Raw genomic sequence first — 15,710 nt, 5'->3', positions numbered from 1 at the left:
GCGTCAGCCGATCCAGGTGTCGTGCAGCTGGATCCGGCTGGAGGCGTCGAAGTTCAGGTCGTGCACCTTCTTCGCCACGCCGATCTGGGTCTGGAGCTCCACCACCGGTGCGTAGTAGGCGTTCTGGACGATCAACTCCTGAGCCTGCTTGACCAGTTGGCCGCGCTTCGCGGTGTCCGTGGTCGCCGCCTGTCCGGTCAGCGAGGTGTCCAGCGGGGTCACGGGAAGGCGGTAGAAGTTGGCCAGCCCGGTGGAGAAGGAGCTGCGCAGGATGTCCGGGTCGGCGCGGGTCACATTGCTCCATGCCGCGTCGTAGTCGCCGGACTGAAGTGTCGGGGCGAACTGGGTGATCTGGATCTCCTTGAGCGTCAGGCCGACGCCGACGGCCTTCAGTTGCTGCTGGATCAGCTCCAACGCGGGCTGGTTGGTTGCTGAGTTGGGGCCCCAGTCGACGGTCAGGGTCAGCTTCCTGCCGTCCTTCGTCCGGATGCCGTCGCTACCGGTCCTCCAACCGGCCGCGTCCAGAAGGGACTTCGCCCTGGCCGCGTCGGTCGTCAGGTCCGAGGACAGGTCGGCGTAGTCGGGTGTGGTGTGCGCCAGGACGCTGGTCGCGGGCCGGGTCCCGGTCGGGAACACCGTGTCGGCGATCTGCTTGCGGTCGATGGCGAACCCGATGGCCTGACGCACCCGCGCGTCCTTCAGCACCGGCCGCGAGTTGTTGAACGCCAGGCCGAACACCACACCGGGATTGGCCCGGCGCTGAAGGGTGACCTGACCGCCCTTGAGGGCCGCCTCGTTGGCCTTGCCGACGCTGCTGATCGCGTCCACCTGCCCCGACTGGAGACTGCCGGCGCGAACTCCGGCCTCGGGTACGACCTTGAAGACCACCTTGTCGAGATAGGCCTCCCCGCTCTTGTGCCACAGCGAGGAACCCCAGGTGTACCCGGTGCGCTTGGCGAGCGTGATCGACTGGTTCTGCACATACTGCTTGAGCACGAAGGGCCCGGAGCCGACCACTCCCTGGCTGCACTTCTCCTGCGGGCTCTTCCTCGCGCTCGCCGACGACTCGATGCCCAGCGAGTGGGTCGAAGTGGCTTGCAGGAACTGGGCGTTGGGCTGCTGGAAGGTCACCCTGACGGTGAGCGGGTCGACCACGGTGGTGCTCTTGACGCCGCTCAGATAGCCCTCGGCGAGAGTGCCCAGCGCGCCGAGCTTCGGCACCGCGTCGAAGTTGTCCTTGACGACCTGCGCCGTCAGCTTGGAACCGTCGCTGAAGGTGACACCCGATCTGAGATGGAAGGTGAACGTCGTCGCGTCGGAGCTGATGTCCCAGGTCTTCGCCAGCCATGGCACGATCTTGCCGGTCGCGGGGTCCTGGTCGGTGAGGGAGTCCACGATCTGCCGTACCGAGTAGATGGTGTCGTTGCTGGCCACCTGCTGCGGGTCCACGCAACCGGCGTCGGAGCCCACCGCGAAGGTCAGGGTGCCACCGGACCTGGCCCGTCCGCCGCCGGCGTCGGAGCCACCGCCCCCCGATCCGCAGGCGGTCAGCAGGAAACTGGTGGTCAGAAGCGCGGCCGTAGCCGCTCGTCGAGTGGTTCGGGAGACCGGATGTGCTGTCACGGAGAGGTGCTCCTACTCGTATCACCGCGTGCACACGGACCTGCGCGGACCGTGGCTGGACGCGGACGGTGCCGACCCCGGCGGGGGCGGGACTCCTGAAGCGTGGAAAACGCGTCGACCGGCGCGGGACACACCCGTGCATACGTCGACCCGTGGGAGAAGGGGGGAAGCGGCCCGTGCGAGACGGGCGACCGGAGATGTCAGCTTCGAAGGGCGGACAGACGTCGGCCCGGAAGGCCGGACAAGGTCAGCTCTGACACAGACAGCTGGTGAAGCGCTGCAGGTCGATGTGGCGCCGGCGCGAGAGCCGGGAGAAGACGACGGCGTCGTGACAGGAGGCACTCGGGTCGTAGCTGTTGGGCACGCCGTCCTCCATGTCCGGGACCCCGGTCACGGGATCGCGCTTTCGCAGAGCCATCAGCTTCCCTGCCGGGCGTTCGCCCTGGGCGCCCCACTGCGTCGGGGGGCTGCCGGTCGTTCGGCCAGGATCGGACGCTGACACTCAATGCCACTGTTGATCGTATGGAGCGGTGTCGCCGTGCGTCAATGCCGGGGTGGAGACGGCTAGGCTGCTGCCCGGCCCGGAATCGCCCGGCTGCGGATCGCGCTCCGCCCGGCCGACCGGACTCCGTGGCTGTTTTCCGGGTGTGATCTCCGCCCGCCTGCCCTCCCTCGGCCGCGAGGCGTTCATCGCCCGGCTCGGCGGCGCCGCGTGAGACAGCGGGAACCGAAGCCGGCGCCCGGGCTCACGCAAGCTCCACAGCCTCCCGTGGGCTCTCGCCCCGGGTCTGCTGCTCGGAGGTGCGCTCGGCAAGCTGACGGACCGGATCTTCCGGGCGCCCGGTGGAGCCCTCATGATCCTGCTCTCCTCCCTGGGCTTCTCCCCGGACGGATCCGGCCTGCGGGACCGCCGGAAGGGCGGGATCGTCGTCCCGGGCTGACGGTCGTCGCCGCCGAACCCGATCGTGCCGGCGGCGCCGCGCCGCTAGGGCGTTTCCTTCGGATCATCTGATCGTTGGTCTGGGTGTGTCGTTGACTGACGCCCAGTGGGCCCGGATCGAGCCGCTGTTACCCGATCGGGCACCGAGGCGGGGTGGGCGGTGGCGGGATCATCGGCAGGTGATCGACGCGATCGCCTTCAAGTACCGCACCGGCTGCCCGTGGATGGACCTGCCCGAGGAGTTCGGCTCCTGGAAGGGCGTCCACAACCGGCTACGGAAGTGGGCGGCCGACGGCACCTGGGAGAAGGTCTTCGCCGCGCTGCTGGCCCAGGCCGACTCCGAAGGCGACCTCGACTGGGTCGTCGCCGTCGATTCCACCATCGTCCGCGCCCACCAGCACGCCGCCGGGGCCCGTCAAAAGGGGCCCCGGCCGGCGAGCCGCACGACCATGCCCTCGGTCGCTCCCGCGGCGGACTGACCACCAAGATCCATCTGGTTGCCGACGGACGTTGCCGCCCCCTGGCCTTCTGCCTCACACCGGGACAGGCGGGTGATGCACCCGCATTCACTGAGGTCATGGCCCGCTTGAGGGTGGCCCGGCCGGTCGGACGGCCCCGGACCACCCCGGAGACAGTCCTGGCGGACAAGGCGTATTCCTCCCGGGCCATCCGCACCCACCTGCGCCGCCGCGGCATCCGGGCCGTCATCCCGCAGCCTGCCGACCAGATCGCCAAGCGCAGGCGGCGGGGCCGGTCCGGCGGCAGGCCACCCGCCTTCGACAAGACCGCCTACCGGCAGCGCAACACTGTCGAGCGGTGCATCAACAAGCTCAAGCAGTGGCGCGGCCTTGCCACTCGATACGACAAGACCGCCACCGTCTACCTTGCCGCACTGCACATCGCGGGCATCTTCATCTGGTCCGCACGCTGATCCACAAGAAACGCCCTAGCCGACGAGTTCGCGTACCAGCGCGGCTACTTGCTCCGTCTCGATCAGGAATCCGTCGTGGCCGTAGGGAGAATCGATCACGCGGAGACGGTCCGCGCCGGGGATGCCGTTCGCCAACTCCGCCTGCTGGGACGGTGGGTAGAGCCGGTCGGAGTCGACTCCGGCGACAAGTGTGCGCGCGGTCACCCGGCGCAGGGCCGCTCGCGTGTCACCGCGGTCGCGGCCGATGTCGTGACTGTTCATCGTCTCCGCCAGCGTGACATAGCTGCCCGCGTCGAATCGCCGCACCAACTTGGCCGCGTGATGGTCGAGATACGACTCGACCTGGTACCGGCCGCCGTTCCACGGATCCTCCGCGTCCTGGGGCGCACGGCCGAAGCGGACCGCCAGCTCCTGCTCGCTGCGGTAGGTGACATGGGCCAGACGGCGGGCCAGGCCGAGCCCGACGTGCGGACCCGGGTCGGTGTCGTGGTAGTCACCGCCCTGCCAGTGCGGGTCCGAACGGATCGCGTGGAGCTGGATGTCGGTCCACGCGATCTGCTCCGCGCTCGCCGAGGCGGTGGTGGCCAGCAGCAGGAGTGCGTCCGTACGCTCCGGATACGTGACGGCCCACTCCAGCGCCCGCATCCCGCCCATGGATCCGCCGAGCACCAACGCCCAACGCTGGATGCCCAGTTCGTCCGCCAGGCCCGCCTCCACGGCCACCTGGTCGCGCTGCGTCAGGAACGGGAAGCTCCCGCCCCACCGTCGCCCGTCCGGGCGGAGCGACGACGGGCCCGTGCTGCCCTGGCAGCCGCCGAGCACGTTCGGCGCGACGACGAACCAGCGGTCCGTGTCCAGGGCCCGTCCCGGTCCGATCAGCGCGTCCCACCAGCCGGGGGTGGGGTGACCGGGCCCGGCGGGGCCGGCGACATGGCTGTCGCCGGTGAGTGCGTGGAGTACGAGTACGGCGTTCGAGCGATCCGGTGCGAGGTGCCCCCAGGTCTCGAACGCCAGCCGCACACCGGGCAGTTCACCGCCCGCCTCCAGCGCGAGAGGTTTCTCCCGGGTGTGCCACTGACGGCGCCCGGGCGGGTCCCCCTCCCGCCAGGCCCCGGAGGCCGGCGGAAGGGGGACCGCGGACGGAGTCGGTACGGTGTTCAGGACGCGCCCTTGGCCGCGCGGAACCCGGCCTCCAGGTCGGCCTTCAGATCGGCGAGGTTCTCGATGCCGACGGACAGGCGCACCAGACCCGGCGAGGTGCCGGTCGCCGCCAACTGGGCCTCGTCCAGCTGACTGTGGGTCGTCGACGCGGGGTGGATGATGAGACTGCGTACGTCCCCGATGTTGGCGAGATGACTGAACAGCTCGACCGCGTCCACGAACCGCTTCCCGGCCTCGACCCCGTCCCGCAGTTCGAAGGCGAGCACCGCCCCGGCGCCGCGCGGAAGGTAGCGCTGCCCCGCCTGGTACCACCTGTTGGACTCAAGTCCCGGGTAGTGGACGGCCGCCACCTCGTCACGCTGCTCCAGCCACTCCGCGAGGGCCTGGGCGTTGGACGAGTGGCGCTCGATGCGCAGGCTCAGCGTCTCCACGCCCTGGAGGAGCAGGAACGAGGAGTGCGGCGAGATCGCCGGGCCGAGGTCGCGCAGCAGCTGCACGCGCAGCTTGATGGCGAAGGCGCCCGGACCGAGCGCCGGCCAGTACCGCAGGCCGTGGTAGCTGGGGTCCGGCTCACTGAAGTCGGGGAACCGCCCGGCGTGCGCGCCGAAGTCGAAGGTGCCGCCGTCGACCACGACACCGCCGATGGTGGTGCCGTGCCCGCCGAGGAACTTCGTCGCCGAGTGGACGACGATGTCGGCGCCGTGCTCGATCGGCCGCAGCAGATACGGGGTCGGCACGGTGTTGTCCACGATCAGCGGGACGCCCGCCTCGTGCGCGACGTCCGCCACCCCTCGCACATCGAGGACGTTGCCGCGCGGGTTGCCGAGCGTCTCGGCGAACAGGGCCTTCGTGTTCGGCCGGATCGCCGCGCGCCAGGCGTCCAGGTCGTCCGGGTCGTCGACGAAGGACACCTCGATGCCGAACTTGGGCAGCGTGTGGCGGAACAGGTTGTACGTCCCGCCGTACAGGGACGTGCTGGACACCAGGTGGTCGCCCGCGGACGCCAGCGTCAGGATCGCCAGGGTCTCCGCGGCCTGCCCGGAGGCCAGGGCCACCGCGGCGACACCGCCCTCCAGCGCGGCCACGCGCTGCTCGAAGACGTCCTGGGTGGGGTTGTGGATGCGGGTGTAGATGTTGCCCGGCTCCGCGAGCGCGAAGAGGTCGGCCGCGTGCTGGGTGTCGCGGAAGACGAACGAGCTGGTCTGGTAGATCGGCGTCGCCCGCGCCCCGGTCGTCGGGTCCGGTACGGCGCCGGCGTGGATCTGCTTGGTCTCGAACGACCAGGCCGAGGTGTCCGGACCTGCGGGCTCGTCCTCGGGCGTGTGACCCCCGGTGACGGAATCGATGGGCTGGCTCATGGTTCTCCCTTGTGCGGGCGTGCGGGTGCGTGGGGCGAGACGACCGCGGGGCCGCTGTCCTGAAAGAAGGCACGGCGAACACCGGCGCGGCGCGCTCGTGAAGAGGGGAATCGGATGCCGGAGCGGAGCGTCAGCTCAGGGCGGGACACCCCGTGCTGGTGACACGCACGTAGTCGACGTGGCGGCGGGTCACGAGCACGGTCATGCAGTGAGAGAACCACAGCCGGTGCCGGAGAACCAGCGTGACGTGGGCAGTTGAAACACGACTGCCACAACCACGCCTGCCCCCGGCACCGTTCACCCCGCGGACGCGAGCACCGCCGTACGGCCACCCAGCGCGCTGGAGAAGAGATCCGTGACCTGCTCCAGCGCCGAGGCGGTGGCGGGCGCCACGGTCAGGGTGCCGTCCTCGCCGACCGTGATGTCCTTGTCGAGCGTGAACCAGCCCGGCACGATGTGCGAGGGCCCCATGGAACTCAGCACCGGACGCAACGCGTAGTCGATCGCCAGCACATGGGCCGTACTGCCACCGGTGGCCAGCGGCAGCACCGTCTTGCCGGCCAGCGCGTACTGCGGGAGCAGGTCGAGCAGCGACTTCAACAGGCCCGAGTAGGCGGCCTTGTAGACCGGCGTGCCGATCACCACTCCGTCCGCCTGCTCGAACAGGGCTGTCGCGGCGACGATCGCCGGATGGCCGAAGTCGGCGCCCAGCAGCGCCTGCGCGGGCAGGGTGCGCACCTCCAGCGAAGTCACGTCATGACCCTGGCGGCGGAGCCGGTCGTCCAGGTGGCGCAGGAGCCGGGTGGTGCGGGAGGTGGGAGAGGGGCTGCCGGAGACGGACAGGATCGAGGCCATGACGGGACCTTCCGAGGTCGGGGTTCAGGCGGTGTACCGGGTGGACGGGCGGACGCTCACCAGGCGCTCGACCGCACCGTGACCAGCGGCCGGAGTTCGTTGCGCAGGGTCTCCAGGAAGGTGACCACCTCGGCGGCCACCGAACGGTGCTGGAGGTCGTTGAGGACGTCGTGGTGAGCGCCGTGCACGACCGAAAACCTGGCCCGGGCAAGGGACTTGGCGGTGTGCGCGAGCGCCTCGTGGTCCGCGAGGGTATCGGCGTCGCCGACCAGAAGCAGCGCCGGTACGGCGGCCTCGCTGTCGTAGGCGGCGGCGAGCACCGCCTCCGGGATCGCTTCGTCGAGCGAGCCGCGCCGCACCTCGGGGTCCTGGGTGAGGGTGCCCCGGTGGGCGGGGCAGGAGGTGCGGACGTCGAGCTCCTCGTCCCAGGTGCCGGCGGTGGCGGTGGTGCCGGGGGCTCGGCCGGGGAGGCCCGCGAGAACCACCGCGTCGGGTCGAATGCCGGATTCCCGGCCGAGCAGCGCGGCTACGGCGGCGGCGCCCGCGTCGGCTCCAACGAGGACGAGGGGTCGTACGACATCCTCCTCCGCGGTCGTGTCCTCGGCGGCCTCGGAGAGGCGGGCGGCGAGGCCGGTCAGGTCCTCGGTGTCCAGGTCGGGGGCGTCGACCACGCGGACCCGGTAGGCGTCGGCGGCGAGCCGCCTGCCGAAGCGGGTGTAGGTGGCCCGGGTCTCGCCACGGCCGGGGACGATCAGGATCGTGCCCCGGACGAGGAGGCCCTCGGGGCCGAAGTAGTCGCTGTACTGGGTCACTTCACACTCCTGCGGATGCGGGTTCGGCCGCCGGCGCGGGCTTCCAGCCCAACGCGGGTGCCACTTCGGTCGCGATCAGTTCGAGGGCGCGGACGGCCGCGTCGTGGTCGGGGACGGCGGGGTTGAACTGGGTGATCAGGTCCGTCGCGACGGGCAGCACCTGCTCCTGCCCGAGCGCCTCGACGATCTCCTCCGGGTGGCCGTAGAAGGAGTGGAAGCGGCGCAACGCCTCTTCCTGGTCAAGGCCCTTGGGGAACGCGCCGTGCTCCGCCATGCGCAGCGCGGCCCGGTGGACGTCGTCGCCGATCGCCGCGAGCGCGGTGCGCCGGTCCTTGGCCGGGAAGACGAAGCGCGAGAGGCCGATGCGTGGGCGGTGCGGCCGGTCCCAGGCGGCCAAGTAGGTTTCCGCCCAAGGGCGTTGCACCTCGTCCGTGGGAGCGTCGAAGCCGTAGGCGGCCCGGTTGAGGAGGAGGTTCGAGCCGTTCCGTGCCGCGTACTCGGCACCCTGCGCGCTGAACACCCCTTGCCAGACACGGTCGTTGAAGTCGCCGGGTCGGGGTTGGATGCGGAAGCCGGCCGTGCCCACCTCGCGACCGTCGAGAGCCCGGCGCACGATGTCGAGGTTCTCGCTGGTCAGTTCGCGTCTGCGGGCCGTGTCCTTGCCGAACGCCGCGTACTCCACCTCGCTCGATCCACTGCCCGCGCCGAACTCCACGCGGCCTCCGCTGAGCGTGTCTACGGTGGCGATGTCCTCGGCGAGCCGGACCGAGTCCTCCAGGGGCAGGACGGTGACGGCCGTGCCGAGCCGGATGCGGGTCGTACGGCCCGCCGCGTGGGCGAGGAAGGTCCACGGCGAGGACAGTCCGCCGCCCCCGAGGGAGACGTGGTGCTGGGCGACCCAGCCGACGTCGAAGCCCAACTCGTCGGCCACGACGAAGAGTTCCTGCGCGTTGCGGTAGGTGCGGGCGATGTCGTCGTCGCGGCTCTGGACGTGGGTGAGGAAACCGAGCCGGAAGCGTGGTCTCTCGTTCGTCATGAGGTACCGGCCCGCTCAGTCGTTCACGAGCCGGCGCTCGCGGGAGTGACGGTTGGCGGGGATCGGCAGACCGAGGTTGCCGCGCAGGGTGTCGGACGTGTACTCGGTGCGGAACAGGCCGCGCTTCTGGAGGATCGGGACGACGCCGTCGACGAAGTGGTTCAGCTCCTCCTCGGTCCGGAAGGCGAGGTTGATGCCGTCGAAGGCGCGGGCCTCGAACCACTGCTGGATGGTGTCGGCCACCGTCTGCGGGTCTCCGACGAACGGCGACTGCCGGAACTGGTTGACCGACTCCGCTACTTGACGCAGGGTCAGGTTCTCGGTCCTGGCCCGCTCGATGAGCTGCGCGGCACCCGTGCGCCCGCCCTTCTCGGCGAGGTGGGCGACATCCGGGAAGGGTGCGTCCAGGTCGTGCACGCTGAAGTCGTACGCCCCGAAGGAGCGGCCCAGCAGCGCCAGGTTGCGGCTGAAGTCGTCGTCCTCCTCAAAGATCTCCCGCTCGCGGCGGCGGGCCGCCTCGTCGGTGGCGGCGACGACCGGGCCGCCGTGGATGAGGATCTTGACGTGCTCGGGGTCGCGGCCGTAGGCGGCCGCGCGCTGCTTGACGTCGGCGTAGTAGTCGCGTGACGACTCCAGGGTGCCCCCGGGCGCGAAGATGCCCTCGGCCACCTGCGCGGCGAGATCGCGGCCCTCCTCGGACACACCCGCCTGGAAGATCACCGGCTGGCCTTGCGGGGAGCGGGAGAGGTTGAGTGGGCCCGCGATCTTGAAGTGCTCTCCCGTGTGGTCGAGTTCGTGCAGCTTGGTCGGGTCGAGGAAGACACCCCGCTCGACGTTCGCCGGGAACGCGTCGTCCTCGTAGGAGTCCCACAGCCCCCGGGCCACCTGCACGAACTCCAGGGCGCGGCCGTAGCGGGTGGCGTAGTCGAGGTGCTCGTCGAGGCCGAAGTTCCGCGCGGTGCCGGTGTCGAAGCTGGTGACGACGTTCCAGCCGGCCCGACCGCCGCTGATGTGGTCGAGCGAGGCGAAGCGGCGGGCGAGGTTGAAGGGTGAGTTGTACGTCGAACTCGCCGTGCCCACCAGGCCGAGGTGCTTGGTGTGGGTGGCCACCGCCGACAACAGGGTCAGCGGTTCGAGGCGGTTGAGGTAGTGCGCGGGGTAGGTCGAGTTGATGAACTGGCTGTCGACGATGAACAGGGCGTCGAACAGGGCGTGTTCGGCCGCCTGCGCCAGCCGGATGTAGTAGTTGATGTCGATGCTGGCGTTCTTCGCGACGCGCGGGTCCTTCCACAGACCGTGCTGGCCGGGACCGCCGACGCCGTAGGGGTGGAGGGCGAGGTGGAGCGTGCGGGACATGGCTGTTCCTGTTCTGTGAAGGGAAGTTGAGGAGACGTCAGACCTGAGGGTGTCAGGCGTGCAGCAGGGCGCGCAGGGCCTCGCGTTCGGCGCGGTCGGCCGCCGCGCTGTGCAGGGTCGGCGCGGAGCGGACGAGCAGGCGGGTGTAGACGTGCTGCGGCTGGTTGATGACGTCGGCGGCGGCGCCGACCTCGACCAACTCGCCCTGGTACAGCACCGCGATGCGATCCGCGACCCCGGCGACGGACCCGAGGTCGTGGGAGATGAAGACGAGGGCGACGCCGTCGGCGCGGAGTTCCTTGAGGATCTGGAGGATCTGTACGCGGTTGGCGGAGTCGAGGGCGCTGACCGGCTCGTCGAGGATGACCAGTCGCGGTTCGGTCACCAACGCCCTTGCCACGGCGACCCGTTGACGCTGACCGCCGGACAACTCGCCGGGCAGCCGGTCGAGCAGATCCTCGGAGAGCCGGACGCGGTCGAGGAACGCGCGCACCCGTGACGCCGCCTCCTGCCGGGAGACGCCCTGGATCAACAGCGGTTCGGCCAGGGACGCTTCGACCGTCACGTCCGGGTCGAGGCTGCGGAGCGGATCCTGGAAGACGTACTGGATCACACCCCGGCGGCGCAGCGCGCGCCACTGGCGGTGGCCGTACGCGCTCACCTCCTCGCCGTCGATCACGATCGACCCCGCCGAGGCGCGCACCAGGCCGAGCACGGCCCGCGCGAGCGTCGACTTGCCGGAGCCGGTCTCGCCGATGATCCCGACCGTCTCTCCCGGGGCGATGCTCAAGGAGACCTGGTTCAGGGCCTGGCGGCGGCGTCGGCGCAGGCCGTAGTGGACGTCGAGGCCGGTGACCTCGAGGACGGGATCGGCGAGTTCCCCGCTCATGCGTTGTCCTCCGCGACCTCTGTGGCTTCCGGGGCGAGGAACTTGTCCAGGCCGTACTGTTCGTGCTCGGCGATCAGCAGTCGTGTGTACTCGTGCCGCGGCTTGTGCAACACCTCGTGCGTCGGGCCCTGTTCGACCACCTCGCCCTGTCGCATGACGAGGACCTCGTCGCACAGCTGGGCGACGACGGCCAGGTCGTGGGAGACCAGGACCAGCGCCAGCCCGGTGCGTTCGCGCAGGTCGGCCAGCAGGTCGAGGATCTCGGCCTGGACGGTGACGTCGAGCGCGGTGGTGGCCTCGTCGGCGATGAGGATGCGCGGGCCGGCGGCGATCGCGGCGGCGATCAGGACCCGTTGGAGCATGCCGCCGGACAGCTCGTAGGTGTACTGGCTGTAGACCAGCTCCGGGTCGCGCAGATGCACGGCGTGGAGGAGGTCGATCGCCTGGCGGCGGGCTTCGCGCCGCTTCAGTCCCTTCTTGACGCGGAGGACCTCGGTGATCTGCGCGCCGACGCGGATCGAGGGGTTGAGATAGGACGCCGGGTCCTGGAAGACCGCGCTGATCGTGGCGCCCCGCAGGGCCGTCCACTGTGCGGAGGAGAGCCCGGAGATGTCCTGGCCGTCGATCTCGATCGAGCCGCCGGTGACCTCGAAGTGGGCGGGCAGGATGCCGAGCGACGCCCGGCAGGTGAGGGTCTTGCCGCTGCCGGACTCGCCCACGATGCCGACGGAAGTGCCGGGCGCGAGCGTGAAGTTGACGCCGTGGACGATCTCCTGGCCTGCGGCCTGGTCGCTGATGCGTATGTCGCGTACGGACAGAACGGGGTCGGCGGGACCGACCGTCGGGTGGACGGGGCCCGCCGTATCGGATGCCGCGGGTTGGGCCAGGACCTTCGTGGAGACGGTAGCCATCACGCACCTCCGGCGTGCACGTGAGCGGGATCGGCGGACGCGCCGGCGCGGCGATTGGTGTGCGCCTTGCGGTTGTTGACGAGCGCGCGGCCCGCCTCGCCGGAGACGTCGCGGATCGCGTCGGCGAGCAGGTTGCAGGCCCAGACGGTGACCATGATCAGCAGGGCGGGGGTGAGCGGTGCCCACGGCTTCTGGGTGAGATAGCCGAGGTCCGAGGCGAGCAGTCCGCCCCAGGTGGGTGCGGGCGGCTGGACGCCGATGCCCAGGAAGGTCAGCGTCGAGACGATGACGAAGCCGACTCCGATGGTCTGCGCGAGGGCCACCGCGATCGGCGGGAGTACCTTGACCCAGACGTGCCGGCGCACGACCCAGCCGATGGAGGCGCCGGAGACGAGCGCCGCTTCCACATAGGGCGAGCGGGCCACGGACAGGGTCGCGGCGCGGGCGACCCGGTAGAACAGCGGGGAGACCAGTACGCCCGTGACCAGCATCGCCTGCGTGATGCCGTTGCCGAGCAGGGCGACCACGGCGACGGCGAACAGCAGGAAGGGCAGTGCGACCAGCGTGTCGGTCAGGCGGAGGGTGAGCCACTCGAAGAGCCGGCCGAAGTAGACGGACAGGATGCCGGGGATCGCCCCGACTCCCAGTGCGGTGAGCGCGACTTCGAGCGAGCCGAGCACGCTGACCCGGGAGCCGTCGAGCAGTCGGCTCAGCACATCGCGGCCGAGGTAGTCCGTGCCGAGCCAGTGCGCGCCGGACGCGTCGGCGAGGGTGTCGGAACTGGTGGCGAGGGGGTTGTCGGGCGCGATGAACGGCCCGAGGGCGGCGAGCAGGGCGATCACGGTCAGGATCACCAGGGCGATCCGGCCGGACGTCAGGGAGAGCACGCGGCGCACCATGGTCACACCCCCCGCTGCGAGGCCGGCGTCACACGCGCCAGCACGAGGTTGACGATCAGGTTGAAGACGACGACCAGGACGATCGACACCACCAACACCCCTTGTACGGCCGGTACATCACCGGCCTGGGCGGAGTCGTTGGCGAACCGGCCGAAGCCCTGGAGTCCGAAGATCCACTCGGTGACGACGGAGGCACCGACCAGCGTCGGGAACTTGAGCCCGAGCGTGGCGAGCGCGGGGCCGAGCCCGTTGCGCAGCACATGCCCGAAGAAGATCCGCCGTGGACTGAGCCCCCGTACGACGGCGCCCGTCACGTAGTTCTCGCGATAGGCCGCGATGAGGCTCGTACGGAGTTGACGGGCGACGTCCGCGATGACGTCGAAGCTCAACGCGACGGCGGGCAGGGTGATATGGGCGAGCCAGGGGCCCACGCCCTGCGCCGCCGGGACGTAGCCGGCGGACGGGAAGACGTGCAGTCCCACCGCGAACACCGCGACCAGCACGATGCCCACGACGAAGGCCGGCATCACCGAGATGACGGTGACGAAGCCCGTGATCGCGCGGTCGACCCAGGTGGTGCGGCGCAGCGCGGCGACCGTGCCGAGGGCGAAGCCGACGGCCACGCCGATGAGCAGCGCGAAGAACGCCACCGACAGGCTCACGCCCAGGCCGAGGCCGATCAGGGTGGAGATGTCGGCGCCGTTGGTCCAGCTGGTGCCGAGCTGTCCGTGCAGGACGCCGCCCAGCCAGTCCGCGTACTGGACGAGGAAGGGCCGGTTGAGGCCCCACTGTGCTTCGACTCTGGCTACCGCTTCGGGAGTCGCCTCCTCGCCCAGCTGGATCCGCGCAGGGCTGAGCCCGCTCAGTGACCGCAGCGCGAACGTCACGAACGTCGCGACCAGGAACACGGGCACGAAGATCGCGATCGACCGGGCGAGGGTGACCAGGACGCGGCCCAGCGTGTGCCGCGCTCCGGTCGTGGCGCCCCGGTGACGGACGTCGGGTGGTGCGGCCGGAGCCTCCGTCGTCGTCATGGTTTGCCCCCTCTCTGTAGTGGCTGTACGGGATATGACGGAGTGTCAGTTGGAGCCGGAGATGGTCACGCCGGTCCAGTCGATGTGTGCCGGGTTCTTGGGCAGGGCGGAGATGGACTTGCTCTTCGCGATGAGGTTGGGCGAGGAGTAGGTGAAGACCAGTGCCTTGCTCTGGAGGCCCGCCCGGGTCGCCGCCTGGAGGACCTTCGCGTAGTCGGGCGAGTCCAGCGGGGTCTGCCGGACCTTGGCGATGGCCGCCTCGAAGCCCGAAGGCTCGTACGGCGTACTGAGGTTGAGCGGGCCGTTCGGACCGAAGTGCGCGGTCAGGGTCTGCGCGGCCGAGTCGCGCCCGGTCGTGCCGTAGAGCGAGAACGTCAGGTTCTTGGCGAAGAACGGGGTGGCCCAGTTCTTGTCGACCTTGATGCTGACGGTGATGCCGACCTTCGCCAACTGCGCCTGGACGATCTCCGCTTGGGGATCCTCGGCCGGGATGACGAGGTTCAGCTTGATCTGGCCCGCCTTGTAGCCGGCCTCGGAGAGCAGCTGCTTGGACTTGGCCGGGTCGTAGGCGTAGTCGTTCGCGGACTGCGGGTCGTAGGCCACATAGCCCTTGGGGAAGGGCTGGTTGGTCACCGAGCCGTAGCCGAAGGTCAGCTTGTCCACGAACTCCTGGCGGTTGATCGCGTAGCGGACCGCGTCGACGACCTTGTCGTTGTTGAACGGGGCCTTGTTGACGTTCAGGCTGATGTTGTTGGCGTTGAAGCCGGGCTGGACGAAGACGTCGAGGCCCGCCTTCTTCGCGGCCTCGGCCTGGCTGGGCGCGATGTCGGCGAAGTTGTAGACGCCGGTCTGGAGTCCGGAGACGACCGTCGCCGCGTCGGGCGCCGAGGTCAGCTCGACGTTGTCGATGTGGATGTTCTTGGCGTCCCAGTAGTCCGGGTTCTTCTTCAGCAGCACCTTGGTGCCCGGGACGAGCTGCGTGACGATGAACGGGCCCGCGCCTACGGGGCTCTGGTCCAGCTTGGTGGGCGACTTCGCCGCCTTGGGGCTGGCGATCTGGAGCACGCGCTCGCCCAGGAGTTGGGGAATCTGGTAGTCGACCTGGCTGAGGTGGAGCACCGCGTCCAGTCCGTCGGCGTCCACCGACTTGATCGAGGTGAGGTCGCCGAAGAGCGCGGAGTTCTTCTGCTTCTGGGCCCGGACGATGGCGTCCTTCACGGCGGTCGCGTCGACCGGCGTACCGTCGCTGAACTTGAGGCCGGAGCGCAGATGGAAGGTGATCTGGTCGCCCTTGGCGTTGTACTCCCAGCTCTTGGCCAGGTCGGGCACGGCCTTGCCGGTCGCGTCCGTGCGGGTCAACGAGGCGTAGACCAGGGCGAGTTCGCGGAACTGGGCGCCGCTGCCGCTGACCACCGGGTCCCAGTGGGCGGGGAAGTAGGAGGAGGCCCACTTCAGCGTGGCGTTGCCGCCGGCCGTCGAGGCGTCGCCGCCGCAGGCGCTGAGCCCGGGGACGAGGACGGTGGCGAGGGCGGTACCCAGGGCGGCGGCACGCAGTCTGCCGGGTCGGAAGGCCGCCCGCCGGCTGCGGGGCGTGAGTCGTCCGGACATCTTCGTTTCTTTCTTCGAGGGCTCCCGGCCGCGCCGGGGCAGCGGAAAGGAAGCGGGGGCGGCACACCGGGGGACCGGACACCCCACGGACCGGGACGGCGGACATGCCGGTGCGGCTTCGGGACGCACGGGGGCATGCCGCGCCCAGGCATGAGGCGTCGGCGGATCACGGGGAAGGCCGGGACACGGAGGCAGGGAGAGAGGCGACGAAGCGCGAGAGAACGGCGCGGCGCGAGACGACGGGCGCCGGTCGGCGAGGCGGTGGGGCGCCGGTACCTACGGGAACGGGGTCAGGCG

14 protein-coding genes, 1 pseudogene and 1 riboswitch are annotated in these 15,710 nt (G+C 70.2%); of the genes and pseudogenes, 2 read left to right on the top strand and 13 right to left on the bottom strand.

The genetic code is table 11. From position 1 onward, the window contains the following. Positions 1-3: 3 nt before the first annotated feature. Both ACQHII_RS01370 and ACQHII_RS01365 read right to left on the bottom strand, forming a co-directional pair. Positions 4-1,623: an ABC transporter substrate-binding protein gene (locus tag ACQHII_RS01370; protein WP_427917409.1), complete on the bottom strand. Its 1,620-nt coding sequence runs from the start codon at positions 1,621-1,623 to the stop codon at positions 4-6. A gap of 247 nt (positions 1,624-1,870) precedes the next feature. Then, positions 1,871-2,041: a putative leader peptide gene (locus ACQHII_RS01365; RefSeq protein WP_427917408.1), complete on the bottom strand. Its 171-nt coding sequence runs from the start codon at positions 2,039-2,041 to the stop codon at positions 1,871-1,873. After that, positions 2,019-2,133, bottom strand: a riboswitch (SAM riboswitch). (Overlaps the previous gene by 23 nt.) A 236-nt stretch (positions 2,134-2,369) precedes the next feature. Between ACQHII_RS01365 and ACQHII_RS01360 the strand changes: the two are divergent. Then, a pseudogene (locus ACQHII_RS01360) lies at positions 2,370-2,564 on the top strand (signal peptidase II); the annotation flags it as partial. 70 nt (positions 2,565-2,634) lie between these two features. Next, a protein-coding gene (locus ACQHII_RS01355; protein ID WP_427925200.1) for an IS5 family transposase occupies positions 2,635-3,494 on the top strand; the annotation gives its coding sequence in 2 pieces (ribosomal slippage) (positions 2,635-2,980 and positions 2,980-3,494; 861 coding nt in all). A gap of 15 nt (positions 3,495-3,509) precedes the next feature. Here the strand turns inward: ACQHII_RS01355 and metX are convergent. The 11 genes from metX to ACQHII_RS01300 all read right to left on the bottom strand — a co-directional run bounded on the left by metX (position 3,510) and on the right by ACQHII_RS01300 (position 15,413). After that, positions 3,510-4,655 carry a homoserine O-acetyltransferase MetX gene (metX, locus tag ACQHII_RS01350; RefSeq protein WP_427925199.1) on the bottom strand — a complete coding sequence of 382 codons (1,146 nt, stop codon included), beginning with the start codon at positions 4,653-4,655 and terminating at the stop codon, positions 3,510-3,512. Further along, positions 4,652-6,013 carry a bifunctional o-acetylhomoserine/o-acetylserine sulfhydrylase gene (locus ACQHII_RS01345; RefSeq protein WP_427917407.1) on the bottom strand — a complete coding sequence of 454 codons (1,362 nt, stop codon included), beginning with the start codon at positions 6,011-6,013 and terminating at the stop codon, positions 4,652-4,654. The genes metX and ACQHII_RS01345 overlap by 4 nt, the downstream gene beginning before the upstream one ends. A gap of 297 nt (positions 6,014-6,310) precedes the next feature. After that, the gene (ssuE, locus tag ACQHII_RS01340; RefSeq protein ID WP_427917406.1) at positions 6,311-6,868 is read right to left on the bottom strand and encodes an NADPH-dependent FMN reductase; all 558 of its coding nucleotides are present in this window, start codon (positions 6,866-6,868) and stop codon (positions 6,311-6,313) included. 56 nt (positions 6,869-6,924) lie between these two features. Continuing rightward, a complete protein-coding gene (locus tag ACQHII_RS01335) occupies positions 6,925-7,680 on the bottom strand; it encodes an alpha/beta hydrolase (RefSeq protein ID WP_427917405.1) in 756 nt (251 codons plus the stop codon). A 1-nt stretch (position 7,681) separates the two neighbouring features. Beyond that, the gene (locus ACQHII_RS01330) at positions 7,682-8,716 is read right to left on the bottom strand and encodes an LLM class flavin-dependent oxidoreductase (protein ID WP_427917404.1); all 1,035 of its coding nucleotides are present in this window, start codon (positions 8,714-8,716) and stop codon (positions 7,682-7,684) included. 15 nt (positions 8,717-8,731) lie between these two features. Further along, positions 8,732-10,072, bottom strand: a complete 1,341-nt coding sequence (locus ACQHII_RS01325; RefSeq protein ID WP_427917403.1) for an LLM class flavin-dependent oxidoreductase — start codon at positions 10,070-10,072, stop codon at positions 8,732-8,734. A 52-nt stretch (positions 10,073-10,124) separates the two neighbouring features. Then, positions 10,125-10,961, bottom strand: a complete 837-nt coding sequence (locus tag ACQHII_RS01320; RefSeq protein ID WP_427917402.1) for an ABC transporter ATP-binding protein — start codon at positions 10,959-10,961, stop codon at positions 10,125-10,127. Beyond that, positions 10,958-11,872, bottom strand: a complete 915-nt coding sequence (locus ACQHII_RS01315; protein ID WP_427917401.1) for an ABC transporter ATP-binding protein — start codon at positions 11,870-11,872, stop codon at positions 10,958-10,960. Before ACQHII_RS01315 ends, ACQHII_RS01320 begins: the two co-directional genes overlap by 4 nt. Then, complete coding sequence (locus ACQHII_RS01310; protein WP_427917400.1) at positions 11,872-12,771, bottom strand: ABC transporter permease; 900 nt, start codon at positions 12,769-12,771, stop codon at positions 11,872-11,874. The genes ACQHII_RS01315 and ACQHII_RS01310 overlap by 1 nt, the downstream gene beginning before the upstream one ends. Before the next feature lie 2 nt (positions 12,772-12,773). After that, the gene (locus ACQHII_RS01305) at positions 12,774-13,805 is read right to left on the bottom strand and encodes an ABC transporter permease (RefSeq protein ID WP_427917399.1); all 1,032 of its coding nucleotides are present in this window, start codon (positions 13,803-13,805) and stop codon (positions 12,774-12,776) included. 45 nt (positions 13,806-13,850) lie between these two features. Then, positions 13,851-15,413 carry an ABC transporter substrate-binding protein gene (locus ACQHII_RS01300; protein ID WP_427917398.1) on the bottom strand — a complete coding sequence of 521 codons (1,563 nt, stop codon included), beginning with the start codon at positions 15,411-15,413 and terminating at the stop codon, positions 13,851-13,853. Positions 15,414-15,710 lie beyond the last annotated feature (297 nt).

Source organism: Streptomyces sp. cg40, assembly GCF_050320165.1.
Taxonomy (GTDB): Bacteria; Actinomycetota; Actinomycetes; order Streptomycetales; family Streptomycetaceae; genus Streptomyces; species Streptomyces hokutonensis.
Note: the sequence above shows the minus strand (reverse complement) of the source record. Positions and strands in the feature narration are given on the sequence as shown.

Excerpts from the sequence above, each read along its gene's own strand:
- ACQHII_RS01365 (WP_427917408.1), bottom strand. The coding sequence starts at position 2,041 with ATGGCTCTGCGAAAGCGCGATCCCGTGACCGGGGTCCCGGACATGGAG.
- ACQHII_RS01345 (WP_427917407.1), bottom strand. The coding sequence starts at position 6,013 with ATGAGCCAGCCCATCGATTCCGTCACCGGGGGTCACACGCCCGAGGAC.
- ssuE (WP_427917406.1), bottom strand. The coding sequence starts at position 6,868 with ATGGCCTCGATCCTGTCCGTCTCCGGCAGCCCCTCTCCCACCTCCCGC.
- ACQHII_RS01330 (WP_427917404.1), bottom strand. The coding sequence starts at position 8,716 with ATGACGAACGAGAGACCACGCTTCCGGCTCGGTTTCCTCACCCACGTC.
- ACQHII_RS01325 (WP_427917403.1), bottom strand. The coding sequence starts at position 10,072 with ATGTCCCGCACGCTCCACCTCGCCCTCCACCCCTACGGCGTCGGCGGT.
- ACQHII_RS01320 (WP_427917402.1), bottom strand. The coding sequence starts at position 10,961 with ATGAGCGGGGAACTCGCCGATCCCGTCCTCGAGGTCACCGGCCTCGAC.
- ACQHII_RS01315 (WP_427917401.1), bottom strand. The coding sequence starts at position 11,872 with ATGGCTACCGTCTCCACGAAGGTCCTGGCCCAACCCGCGGCATCCGAT.
- ACQHII_RS01310 (WP_427917400.1), bottom strand. The coding sequence starts at position 12,771 with ATGGTGCGCCGCGTGCTCTCCCTGACGTCCGGCCGGATCGCCCTGGTG.
- ACQHII_RS01305 (WP_427917399.1), bottom strand. The coding sequence starts at position 13,805 with ATGACGACGACGGAGGCTCCGGCCGCACCACCCGACGTCCGTCACCGG.
- ACQHII_RS01300 (WP_427917398.1), bottom strand. The coding sequence starts at position 15,413 with ATGTCCGGACGACTCACGCCCCGCAGCCGGCGGGCGGCCTTCCGACCC.